The 11,489-nt window shown below is 64.0% G+C and carries 11 protein-coding genes; 1 reads left to right on the top strand and 10 read right to left on the bottom strand.

Annotated features, from left to right (window positions below; all coding sequences use genetic code 11):
- Positions 1-63 precede the first annotated feature (63 nt).
- On the bottom strand, positions 64-540 hold the full coding sequence (locus AC6LJ9_RS13035; protein WP_212320036.1) for a hypothetical protein: 477 nt from the start codon (positions 538-540) through the stop codon (positions 64-66).
- 212 nt (positions 541-752) lie between these two features.
- Here AC6LJ9_RS13035 and AC6LJ9_RS13030 point away from each other — a divergent pair, with 212 nt between their 5' ends.
- Entirely contained in the window at positions 753-2,735 is a 1,983-nt protein-coding gene (locus tag AC6LJ9_RS13030; RefSeq protein ID WP_498147875.1) for a phosphocholine-specific phospholipase C, read from the top strand.
- 29 nt (positions 2,736-2,764) lie between these two features.
- Here AC6LJ9_RS13030 and AC6LJ9_RS13025 read toward each other — a convergent pair whose 3' ends face one another.
- From AC6LJ9_RS13025 to AC6LJ9_RS12985, 9 genes are all read right to left on the bottom strand, one after another.
- Entirely contained in the window at positions 2,765-3,988 is a 1,224-nt protein-coding gene (locus AC6LJ9_RS13025) for a hypothetical protein (RefSeq protein WP_498147874.1), read from the bottom strand.
- A 1,105-nt stretch (positions 3,989-5,093) separates the two neighbouring features.
- On the bottom strand, positions 5,094-5,750 hold the full coding sequence (locus AC6LJ9_RS13020; RefSeq protein WP_498147873.1) for a hypothetical protein: 657 nt from the start codon (positions 5,748-5,750) through the stop codon (positions 5,094-5,096).
- 146 nt (positions 5,751-5,896) lie between these two features.
- On the bottom strand, positions 5,897-6,439 hold the full coding sequence (locus AC6LJ9_RS13015) for a hypothetical protein (protein ID WP_498147872.1): 543 nt from the start codon (positions 6,437-6,439) through the stop codon (positions 5,897-5,899).
- A 118-nt stretch (positions 6,440-6,557) separates the two neighbouring features.
- On the bottom strand, positions 6,558-7,520 hold the full coding sequence (locus AC6LJ9_RS13010; RefSeq protein ID WP_498147871.1) for a hypothetical protein: 963 nt from the start codon (positions 7,518-7,520) through the stop codon (positions 6,558-6,560).
- Between the two features lie 91 nt (positions 7,521-7,611).
- Complete coding sequence (locus tag AC6LJ9_RS13005) at positions 7,612-8,079, bottom strand: hypothetical protein (protein WP_498147870.1); 468 nt, start codon at positions 8,077-8,079, stop codon at positions 7,612-7,614.
- A gap of 19 nt (positions 8,080-8,098) precedes the next feature.
- On the bottom strand, positions 8,099-9,124 hold the full coding sequence (locus AC6LJ9_RS13000) for a hypothetical protein (protein WP_498147869.1): 1,026 nt from the start codon (positions 9,122-9,124) through the stop codon (positions 8,099-8,101).
- Positions 9,125-9,156: 32 nt separating this feature from the next.
- Positions 9,157-9,609 (bottom strand): hypothetical protein, encoded by a 453-nt coding sequence (locus tag AC6LJ9_RS12995; protein WP_498147868.1) that lies wholly within the window; start codon positions 9,607-9,609, stop codon positions 9,157-9,159.
- Positions 9,610-9,646: 37 nt separating this feature from the next.
- Entirely contained in the window at positions 9,647-10,675 is a 1,029-nt protein-coding gene (locus AC6LJ9_RS12990; protein WP_498147867.1) for a hypothetical protein, read from the bottom strand.
- Between the two features lie 10 nt (positions 10,676-10,685).
- Positions 10,686-11,378 (bottom strand): pilus assembly protein, encoded by a 693-nt coding sequence (locus AC6LJ9_RS12985; protein ID WP_498147866.1) that lies wholly within the window; start codon positions 11,376-11,378, stop codon positions 10,686-10,688.
- Positions 11,379-11,489 lie beyond the last annotated feature (111 nt).

Below are 11,489 nucleotides of genomic sequence, written 5' to 3'. Positions count from 1 at the left end.
GGATCCGGCAGCGCGCCGGATCCGGGCCTTTTCCATTGCGCGGCGTCAACCCTCGCGCGTCATTCAGTCCCAGTGCGTCAGCGTGATCCGGTAGCCATCCGCCGGATCGGCGGTCCGGGACACCGCCAGCACCACCAGCTCGCCCGAGCCGGACAGGTACTCGGCGTGGCGCACCAATTCCTCGCCGTCCGCGAGCGCGGCAGCCACCATGCCGGCTGCCTCGGCCGGACGCGGCTGGAAGCCGCGGCTCTGCAGGTAGGCATCCATCGAGGCATAGGCGCCATCGACGCTACCGGGCGCCGCCGCGTACGACACCTCGGAATGCGGCGCCTTGTTGCCGTCGCCGACCGAGCCGAAGTAGTCCGGCGCGCCGGTAGCGTTCGCCACGGGCGCATTGCGCACCAGCGAGGACATGCCTACGTAGTAGGCCAGCGTGCCGGGCCTGGGCGCGTAGTCCTCCTGGGAAAACAGCCACGCATAAGCGGCGGCCCAGATCGCCAGCGCCACGGCGGCGAGCGTCACGACAGACCAGGCAAGCACTTTGATTCGCATCGCGGGCAGACGGCCCCGTCCGGGGCCTCGGTAGTGGGTACGCGGGGCCTCATCCTATAGAAATCGCGCGCCGCCGTCCCGGAAAAGGGTAACGACTTGCAAGCATCTGACCTGCATCAGTCGCGATGCGTGCGCCGCATCGTGGCGCGATGCGCCGATGGCCTTAAGATTCGCCTGTCGCAGGCCGTATTAATGCCGTCATGAAAGCTGAACCGCGTTCTCCCCATTTCCAGGACCTCCCGGATGCCATCAAGCGCGCGCTGGCGATCGAACCCGATCGCCGCAGCGGCACGATCCGGGACGTGGACCACGTCGTCATCCTGATGCAGGAGAACCGCTCCTTCGATCACTACTTCGGCACGCTGCCCGGCGTGCGCGGCTTCGCCGATCCGCATCCCGCGCCCACGCCCGGCGGCGACGTGCTGACGCAGGCCGGCGACGGCATCCGCACCGGTCCCTATGCCTTGCAGCCCGAGCATCGCAGCGACACGCCGGTGGGCTACATCACGCCGCACACCTGGGACGACGCCCAGCGCGCCTGGAACGACGGCCGCATGGACCAGTGGCTGCCCGCCAAGGGCCGCCTCGGCATGGGCGCCTACGGCCCCGCCGAACTGCCGTTCCAGACCGCGCTGGCCGATGCCTTCACGCTGTGCGAGGCCTATCACTGTTCGATGCAGGCCGGCACCAATCCCAACCGGCTGTTCCTGTGGACCGGCGCCAACGATCCGCGCGGAGAGGCCGGCGGCCCTGCGCTGGTCAACACCCATGACCGTCTCGGCCCCGCCGCCGAGGGCTATGCCTGGACCACCTATCCAGAACGGCTGCAGCAGGCCGGCGTGGACTGGCGCATCTACCAGGACATGGCCGACAACTTCAACGACAACCCGCTGGCCGGGTTTCGCCAGTACCGCGCGGCGCATGCCGGCGGCGGCGACGCGCCGCTGCGCGAGCGCGGCCTGTCGACCCGCACGCTGCAAGACCTGGAACGCGATGTCACCGCCGGCAGCCTGCCCCAGGTTTCGTGGATCATCGCGCCCGCCGCCGACTCCGAGCATCCGGAAGTCTCGTCGCCGCGCGCCGGCGGCGCCTACACGGAACGGGTGCTGGACATCCTCACGCGCAATCCGGCGGTCTGGAGCCGCTGCGTCTTCTTCGTCACCTACGACGAGAACGACTGCTTCTACGACCACGTGCCGCCGCCGGCCCCGCCCGCGCGCAACGACGGCGCGCAATCGGGCGGCCTGTCCACCGTGGAGCTGGACGGCGAATACCACGACGCGCGCACCGGCCCCAGCGCCGGCACGCCCGACGACCCCGCCGCCCTGCACGGCCGCGCCTTCGGCATGGGGCCGCGCGTGCCCATGCTGGTGGTGTCGCCCTGGAGCCGGGGCGGCTGGGTCAACGCGCAGGTGTTCGACCACACCTCGGTGATCCGTTTCCTGGAAGCCCGCCATGGCGTCATGGAACCCAATATCAGCGCCTGGCGCCGCGCCGTCGCCGGCGACCTGACCTCGGCGCTGGACTTCAGCGGCGAACGCGACCACTCGGACGAGCCGCCCGGCGGCCACGCCATCCCGACGCGCCGCAACTGCGCCCTGCCCTATGCGCTGGAAACCGTGGGCCGCATGACGGCCGACGGCGAAAGCTACCGCCTTACCTTCCGCAACCCGGGCAGCGCGGGCGCCGTGCTGCATGTGTACGATCGCCTGGACCTGAGCACGCCGCCCCGGCGCTACACGCTGGGCGCGGGATCGCGGCTGGACGATGGCTGGCGCCTGTCGGCTCGCGGCGACTACGGACTGTGGCTGCTGGGCCCGGACGGATTCCACCGCGAATTCCGCGGCGGCGCCCAGGACGGCGGCCTGCTCGAGGCGCAGCTGGTGCCGGTCAGCGCCGGCCTGCGCCTGCGGCTGATCAACCATGGCGAGGCGCACCAGCCCATGAAAGTGGAATCGCGCATCGGCGACGGTTGGCGCGCGGTGGCGCACGTGGAGGCCGGCGGCGCGATCGAGCTCAAGTACGCCGGCTGCGAAGGCTGGTACGACCTGGAGATCACCGTGCCGGACATGCCGGCGTTCGGACGCCGGCTGGCGGGTCGCATCGCGTCCGGCAAGCCCGGCGTGCCCGATCCGAGGTTGCGGCGCGGCTGGACGCTGACGCCGTGGACCGGGCGGGACTGAATCAGCCCGCGCCCATCCCGCGGCAGCGCCTAGGGTTTGGTCGTGATCGTGAACGTCAGCACATCGCTGAAATCCCCATCCTTGATCCCCGCATCGGCCCAAGCCCTGAATGTGGGGGTCAAGCAGGTGACGCCGCTCTTGGCAAGCGCGAACTCGCTTGCGGCGATGCCGGGCAGCGCCACCGGCGCGCCGCCTCCCGTCAGCGTCAGGGTGTAAGGCACGGTCTGCCCGGCATCGTTCTTGTCAATCAACAGGAACCGGTTGTCGACGACGCCATTGTGGTTGCTCGCGTCGATCAGGTACTTGTCGAACTCGATATACGTCGGGTCGTAGCGGAAACACAGCCGCTCCGAGTCGGACGTAAAGGTCCGGACGGTCTCCTTGCCACGATTCAGTTCGCCCAGGTCCCAATCCGGCGCGTAAACCTTGATCTCCGTGGAGACCGGCGAGGGCGGCGGCAAAGCCGGATCGGAAAGTAGCGTGCAGCCGTGGGCGGCACTGCCTATGTACACCGCACCCGAGGAATCAACCACGTACTCCCTCCTGCCATACATGCTGTTTCCAGGCCACATGGCGACTGCCGGCCAAATGCTAAGCGCCGTCTTGCTTGCCTTCAACTCGAAGGTGGCATCAAACGCCGTGCCCAGTGACCATAGGACGCCTGGATAGCCGGTGCTTGGTCCGGCAACAAGATAATCCCGGTAACGCGTCACCAGCGTGCTCTTCTCTCCGTTGACGTATACCTCCCAGTATTCCCCGGGCGAGATAGGTATGGGCTTGCCACTGGCGTCATACGTATTAATCAAGAGCACCCTGCCCGCGAAGAAGGCGTCATTGGTGTGTCCGCTCGCAGGATTGAATCTGGTCTTGAATTTGATGCTGACCGTGTCACCCTGCACGGAATAGGAGCAGTCGGTGTAGCCCCCATCCAGCACATTAGACTTGACCAACGTCTGTGCCATCGCGGGCGAAGCAACCGGCCCCACGCTCGCAAGCAGCGCGAGTCCCGCGATCCGTTGTTTCCACCTCCAGATACCGCTAGCGCCGATTCTCATCGCCATCGTCTTGGCCGCATCCATCAGCATGCGCGCGAGCGAACGGGATTCGCAGCCGTTCTTCCACCTGGCCGGGCTGTCGATGAGCGGCGTCCCGCCTGTGCAAAAGCGCGTCCCGCCCGAGAGCCGCCGGGCAATGCCAGCCCTGCCAAGCAGGCCATGAAGAAGATCTTGCGGAATGCGTATGTTGTGTTTCATCGTGATTGGACCTAAAGCTGGAATTACCCCCTAACGGCGGATGCGCATTGACAGACCTGATGGGAAATCGTCAATGCAGGCTGGCCTCATAAAGCATGGCATCCAATATTTTTTTATCTAGCAAAATCACTTGAAATACTATTAATAAAGTCTAAACACCATAAATAAGATGAAATCTTTATGGATATCTTGTAAACCTGCGAATCGTCAGAAAACAGCGGAACGCGGCGGCGCTTCAGGGAGACATGCGCCAGGAGGCGCGACATGCCGGGCCGCCATAAGCGGGCCAAAAGAAAACCCCTGGAACCAACGGTCCCAGGGGTCTGCGTGGCGGGCGCCGACCGCGCCCGGACATCAGAACGCCAGACGCTAACCAGCGTTCGTACTCTTACTATCAACCCTTAGCTGTCTCTTCCTCGCCAGGCTGCTGTCGCCCGAAACAACCGGCTGAAACGCCGCATATGTGTATTGACCCAGCAGAACCGCCTCACGTGCGCGTCCGATGACCACACTTCTGGCGTTTGCCAGAAGCGCGATCGCCACATGGCCATGGCCGGCTGCTGTGTTGGGGAACATCTACAAGAAGTCAGCGTCGGGCACTAACGAGATGCAGAATCGCATCGACTGCGTGGCGGCGCGTTGGTCGTGATCCCGCTCATCCCAATGCGGGCTTGCCAGTCGTCGCGGACAGCGCGGTTGAAGGCACCAGCTACATTCCGCACACAGAGGCAGCGCTCGTCGGCAAACGTGTCATGCAAGCGGGTCATCCCCCACACCCGACGACCAGGCCTGGTTTACGCCGGAGCTTCTCGTCAACGGCTCAGACGCTTGCCGTCAGCGACGCTCATGCGGCTTGATCTGCCGGCGGACTCAACCCGGTCGCCTATGCATCCCGCTGCGCGCGCCCATGATTTCTCATGCGTCGCTCAGGTACAGGGCGCATAGCGCAACGCCCCTGTAGCGGTGATTGTCCGTCATGCGCGACGGCGGGATGGCTTTACCGCCCTTTCATGCGAGCGCCGCCGTCACGCTCTCGGCCTTGAGCGCCCCCTTGAGACGCGTCGACTTTGCAGGGGGACTTCCGGTGCGGCTCGCACTCGCGGTATCAGCGCGTGTCTGCGCCGCACGCCGGTCCGCCAGGCACCATGACACGCGTGCCGCGCAACAGACGCGGCGTGCCAGGGTAAACGTTGAACGCGTTGACCTCGCGTCCATCCACCCGCGCATTCTCAACGCGATGACGCACCGAACCCGTGGCCACGACGCGCGCGCCCTCGGCCACGCATTCAACCTTGATGGCGGATTCCCGATTCTCCGGCACTTGGCGCACCAGTGCGCTATAGGCAATGTTGACCGCCACCACGCCGGCTGTCCGCTGGCGACCGGTTTCCATCGTTCCCACCTCGGGTTTCACCACCAACCGGTACACCTTCTCTACCCGCACGCTGTCCAGCGGCTTGATCGCGATGCGCTTGCTCTGGCCCGGCGACAGACTCAGCCGGAACGGCGTCGCAAACAGGGTCGGCGCCTCCACTTGGCCGATGGGCTCAAGCATTTCATCGCTCAGCGGCACGCCCGGATTGAGTAGCCGCGACAGCGCGACAGACACGTATTCCGGGCGGTCGCCTTGGTTGGATACCGTAACCTGCACGGCCTCGTCGCGCACCTCGATCTCTTTGGGATAGACGTCGATCAGCGCCGATGCGGGCGCGCTGCTCAGCAAAGCCGGGATGGCGGCCAGCAGTGGGAAAATCCTTTTCATCGCTGGCCTGCCCTTCGGATGAAACGCACCGTTGAAAGCGCGGCGCACATGCACGCGGCCTGAAGCGTAGTTTTCATGAAGACTCCTGCGTTATACATGCTGACCTGCGTGCCCGCGACAAACGGCCGCCGTCAGCAGGACAGTGCTCAAGGCTTGATGGCGACCGCTTCGAACGTCATCGACAACACCCCCTGGTACGTGCCCGCGACGTCGCGGAAATCGCCCTCGGGGGGCAAGGCGGCCACCTTGAGCGCGTACATGCCGACGGAGTTCGTCCCTTCGACGGACGGCTTCGGATTTTCAAATTCGGCGTTCTGGCCCACCTGTAGCGGCTTGACCGCGCCGCCGTCCGGCCCCAGCGTCACCACGGGCTGGCGAAACACCTGGTTCTTGGCATTCTGCAGCACCAGCGGCGCATCCAGGCGCACCTGGAACTTGTTCGGCAGGGACGTCACGCGCAGGCGCAGCGCCACTTCGTAGGGCGTAGTCCAGCCGCCAAGCTGCTGCATGACCAGGTTGTCCTGCCACCCTCCCAGCTCGTTGGTCACCTCGATGAACTCCAATGGCTTGACGTAGGCCTTGATGGTGCTGGAGGTCTTGCCCGTGACGGTGATGTCCGCCAAAGCCGGCGTCGGCATCATGATGGGCAGCGCACATAGCCAGGCCGGCACGAGGAGCTTGTTCGCCATGACACGCCAGCAGGATGGGCGCGCCGCTTGAGAGAAAGCCTGGCGCGCGCCAAGCGCGAACCGCGAAAAGAAAAGGGCATTCATGGATATTCCTTTTTCAAAATCATGCACGCCACGCCTAAGGCGTGGTGACAATGGTGAACGTGAGCACATCGCTGAAATCCCCCCCCTTGATATTGGCGCCGACCGATGCCTTGAACGTGGGCGTCAGGCACGTCCTGCCGCTCTTGCCCAGTGTCAGCGGCAGCCCATTCGCGCTGGGCAACGCCACCGGTGCGCCGCCTCCCGCCAGGCTCAGCGTGTAGGGCACCCGCTCGCCAGGGTCTGCCTTGGCCACCAACTGGAACCTGTTCCCGGCCACGCCATTGCGGTTGCTCGCGCTGATCAGGTACTTGTCGTAATCGACGTACTTCGGGTCGTAGCTGAAGCACAGCCGCTGCGCGTCGGTGGCGAAGGTCCGCGTCGTTTCCTTGCCCCGCTCCAGTTCGCCCAGGTCCCAGTCCGGCGCCGTGACCTTGATTTCCGTCGTCACCGGCGACGGCGGCGGCTTGGTGGGATCGATGATCTGGCAACCCTGCATGTTGGCACCGATGTACACCGCGCCGGTACGTGCGAGCACCGGAGTCCAGTCTGTACCCATATTCCCCGCTTGCACCGCGATGGCCGGCCAGTCTGGCACCGTCACCCCCACCACATCGACACGAACGTTGGCGGTGTATGCCCGTGATATCGTCCAAGCCGGTCTCGGGTAGCTTGAAATCACAAACAGTACAGTGAAATTGTCAAATACCCTCGAAATGGAATCTGTTTCCCCATTGATCGACACCCTCGAATAACCCGGCCGTAACGGTTTACCCGTTTTATCGTATACAGAAACTGTCATCGCCCTGGACAAAAAATCCTTGCCAGCCAAATTCCCGCCCGCTTGCAGGAAGTCAATGGTGAAGCTGGCGGTAATTCTGTCGCCAGACCGGCTTGCGCTGCAGTCACGGTAGCCGCCGTCGATGACTTCGGCTGTGGGGAAAGTCTGGGCCCACGCCAGCGGGCCTGCGCCCAGCCACAGCGTCGCGATGCATGTCATCAGCACGCCTCGGTACGCGGCGCAATACAACGCAGACCGCAAGTACATTCTTCTTTTCATACCCCCCCTTGAGTGACAATTACAACAACAGCTAGCGCGCCGGCATCTGATAGATCAGCACGCCATAGCCGATGCTCACCACCAGCGGCGCAGTCATCGCCTGGGTCGGATCGTCCGCCGCCAGCAGCTTTTCGCGCGGCCGGAACGTTACCCGCCAAACCCTCGGGCTGTCCGGACGCGCCAATTCCTTCAGCGTGATCGGCGCACGCTGACCCGGCGCCAGCGCCAGGCGCAGGGGCGCGACCAGCAGCGTCGGATCGCGCACCTCGCTGATCGGCGTCAGCACTTCAGGCTGCTCGCCGGGATTGCCCAGCAGGCGCTGCTCCACGTCCAGGTACAACGTGCTGTCGCCCGTGTTCTCCGCATAGAGCCGGCTGGTCCGGCCATCGCCGCGCAGCCAGATCTCGGCATGCGACAGCTTGAGCACGCCAGCGGCCATGCCCGCCGCCGGCGTCAAGGCGCAGCACAGCGCGACCGCCAGCATCACGGCGCAGCCCATCGCGGCCGCTGGCCCGCGCCTAGGGCGTAGTGACAATGGTGAACGTGAGCACATCGCTGAAATCGCCTCCACTTTTAAGATCGGCGCCGGCCCATGCCTTGAACGTAGGCGTCAGGCACGTCCTGCCGCTCTTGCCCAGCGTCAGCGACAGCCCATTCGCGCTGGGCAACGCCACCGGCGCGCCGCCTCCCGTCAGGCTCAGCGTGTAGGGCACCCGCTGGCCAGGGTCGGCCTTGGCCGCCAACTGGAACTTGTTCCCGGCCACGCCATTGCGGTTGCTCGCGCTGATCAGGTACTTGTCGTACTCGATGTACTTCGGGTCGTAGCTGAAGCACAGCCGCTGCGCGTCGGTGGTGAAGGTCCGTGTCGTTTCCTTGCCCCGCTCCAATTCCCCCAGATCCCAGTCCGGCGCCGTGACCTTGATTTCCGTCGTCACCGGCGACGGCGGCGGCTTGACCGGGTCAATTAGCCGGCAATCGCCGGTTGGCATGTCGCGATAAAAGTAATACACGTCCTTGGAGGCGAGCACGAAGCTGGGTGAATCGAACGGCGTCAGCACATTCGCAATCTGCACACCGACGGCCGGCCAGGCATCTATATAGGCTCGGTCTATCGTTATCCTCACATTCGAGGAAAATGCCCATGAATAATGCCATATCCCATTTCCTTCATTGATGTTCCCAAACATCACCGCGCTATTGCTGCGACTCGCTACGCCCAGGGCCTGCTCGCCACTCAGGAAAACCCGCATCCCGGTATGCCAGTTCAATGGCTTTCCGTTTGCATCGTACCGGTGCACAGCAATTCCCCTGGAAAGAAAAGTGCCGCCAACGATATGTCCAGCGCTGGGATTGAAACGGAGGGAAAATTGAAAATGGTAATAACTGGCGTCGCTTTGCATGCTGCAATTTGTGGGACCGGAACTCACCACGCCAGCGTCAAAATACTCGTACCCCTGAGCCATCGCGGTCTGCCCCGCTCCCACCAGGCTCAACAGGCCCAGCAAAGAACAATGCGGCAGGACGGCGTCACGTATCCGTTTCACAGGTATTCCCCTCGACACAAGAACGGCGGCGGCTAGCGCGCCGGCATCTGATAAATCAACACGCCGTAGCCGATGCTCACCACCAGCGGCGCAGTCATCGCCTGGGTCGGCTCGTCCGCCGCCAGCAGCTTTTCCCGAGGCCGGAATGTCACCCGCCAGACCTGCGGACGATCCGGGCGAGTCAGCTCCTTTATCGTGATCGGCGCGCGCTGCCCTGGTGCCAGCGCCAGGCGCACGGGCGCAACCAGCAGCGTCGGATTGCGCACCTTGCCAACCGGCGTCAGTTCCTCCGGCTGCTCGCCGGGGTTGTGCAGCAGACGCTGTTCCACATCCAGATACAGCGTGGCGTCGCCGGCGTTCTCCGCATACAAGCGGCTGGTCCGGCCATCGCCGCGCAGCCAGATCTCGGCATGCGACAGCTTAAGCACGCCAGCGGCCATGCCCGCCGCCGGCGACAGTGCGCAGCACAGCAATGCGGCCAGCATCGCTGCGCGGCCTATCCCGCGCGCCTTCAGGACGCGCCTAGGACTTAGTGGTGATGGTGAATGTAAGCACATCGCTAAAATCTCCGCCCTTGACCCGGTTGCTGGCCCAGGCCTTGAATGTAGCGTTCAAACAGGTCCTGCCAGTCTTGCTCAGCGTGAACTGGACCGGAGCCGCGCTGGGCAGAGACACGGTTTCCTTCGGGCCAGTCAAATCAAGGCTGTAGGGTATGGTCTGCGAGGCATCGTCGGCATTGACCAACCGATACTTGCCCAGATCCTCACCATTGCGGTTGCTCGCGCTGATCAGGTACTTCTCGAAGCCGATGTATTTCGTCGCGTAGTTGAAACAGAGCTGTTCATTGGGATTCGCGAACGTCCGGGTGGTTTCCTTGCCGCGCTCCAGCTCGCCCAGGTCCCAATCGGGCGCACTGACCTTGATCTCGGAGACCTCCGCCGGCGGCGGCGGCTTGGTATGGTCGGTAATGATCTGGCATCCCTTGGTGCCCTTGCCGATATACACCGCACCGGATCTCGGCAGCACGACTGTCTGGTCGGTGGTCGTGTTTACCGGATAGAAGGCGACGGCCGGCCAATCGTCCAACAGGGAGAGCGGCGCCGAGATCACCACTTTTACGGAGACCGCGTTGGCATTGCTCCATGGGTCCCTTGAAATGGTGGCGAAGAACAGACGGTAATTGGTGCCCGAAGTGGCGGCATTGCCGTGTATGCCATTGAGCGTTCCATTCACATTGTCGGCAATAACCTTCAACTTGCCCTGCGCGTCGTATGAATAGAACAGCATGCCCCTGGCCATGAAGGTCTTACCGGCTACATTGCCAGCGGCTCCTTTGAACTTGACGTCGACCGATATGGTGACCCTCGTGGCGTCTTCGGAGTAGCTGCAATTCGAATACGAACCGGCTTCGATCACATCGGCTGAATCCGTGGGCCAGACCGCCGGCCAGGCCAGGGCCGAAGTGCCTGCATCCAGCAAGCACGCCAAGACCATCACCGCTTGGGGAAGCCATCGTATCGAGCGCGCGACCATGCCGCTGATGTGTTCCATCGTGATCTCCCTATCGGCCGCACTCGAGCGAACGCGACTCTCCTTCGCTCGTCCAGCGCAGGCTGCCATCCGCGATGCGTTGCGGCACGCCTGGGAACAAGGCCAGGCTCCGCGGCTCGGCGGACGTGCCGACCCGCGCATCCGGCAGCACCACGCGCACATTGCCCGTGTTCTCCAGCACCATTTCGCGACCTTCGCAGCGGTGCGTCCAACTCGTCGCCGTCTGCTTGGCCACCGGCGGCATGTGGCGCACCAGCACGCCATAACCGATCGCCACCGACATCGGCGCGGTGATCTTGTCCTGCGGCGCATCCTTCACCTGCATGACCTTGGCCGGTATCACGTACAGGCGATACAGCGATTCGGCAGCGGGATCAATCAGCGACTTGAGCATGATCCGGCGCGACTGGCCCGGCCCCAGCGACAGGCGGTCGGGATGGGCCAGCAGGCCAGGATGCTCGATCTCGCTCAGCGGAACTTTGTTTTCGGGTTCAATGCCGGGATTCATCACCTGCTGCAACGCGATGTTCAGATACAGCGGGCCATCGCCCACGTTCTTGACCGTTACCACGTAGTCGTGACCAGGCACGACCTGCAGACTGGCTGGCATCACCATGAGCTCGCCCTCGGCGCGCGCCTGACGCGCGGCCGGCAGCGCCATGAAGGCCGCCAGGGCAAGCAAGAGAATGGATCGCAACGTCATCTTGAAAAAATCCTTTTAACTATTTGCAGGGGTAGCCTCCATTGCCGCTTCTATCGAACTTGTCGCGGGCATTGCCCCCCCCCGTGCCGTCTTGCATCAGCCCGCGGCACA

This window comes from Achromobacter sp. 1011811831 (genome assembly GCF_059760905.1).
The sequence above is the reverse complement of the archived record's forward strand: the minus strand, read 5'-3'. Positions and strand labels throughout refer to the sequence as shown.

Excerpts from the sequence above, each read along its gene's own strand:
- AC6LJ9_RS13030 (WP_498147875.1), top strand. The coding sequence starts at position 753 with ATGAAAGCTGAACCGCGTTCTCCCCATTTCCAGGACCTCCCGGATGCC.
- AC6LJ9_RS12985 (WP_498147866.1), bottom strand. The coding sequence starts at position 11,378 with ATGACGTTGCGATCCATTCTCTTGCTTGCCCTGGCGGCCTTCATGGCG.
- AC6LJ9_RS13020 (WP_498147873.1), bottom strand. The coding sequence starts at position 5,750 with ATGAAAAGGATTTTCCCACTGCTGGCCGCCATCCCGGCTTTGCTGAGC.
- AC6LJ9_RS12995 (WP_498147868.1), bottom strand. The coding sequence starts at position 9,609 with ATGCTGGCCGCATTGCTGTGCTGCGCACTGTCGCCGGCGGCGGGCATG.
- AC6LJ9_RS13025 (WP_498147874.1), bottom strand. The coding sequence starts at position 3,988 with ATGAAACACAACATACGCATTCCGCAAGATCTTCTTCATGGCCTGCTT.
- AC6LJ9_RS13015 (WP_498147872.1), bottom strand. The coding sequence starts at position 6,439 with ATGGCGAACAAGCTCCTCGTGCCGGCCTGGCTATGTGCGCTGCCCATC.
- AC6LJ9_RS12990 (WP_498147867.1), bottom strand. The coding sequence starts at position 10,675 with ATGGAACACATCAGCGGCATGGTCGCGCGCTCGATACGATGGCTTCCC.
- AC6LJ9_RS13010 (WP_498147871.1), bottom strand. The coding sequence starts at position 7,520 with ATGACATGCATCGCGACGCTGTGGCTGGGCGCAGGCCCGCTGGCGTGG.
- AC6LJ9_RS13005 (WP_498147870.1), bottom strand. The coding sequence starts at position 8,079 with ATGGGCTGCGCCGTGATGCTGGCGGTCGCGCTGTGCTGCGCCTTGACG.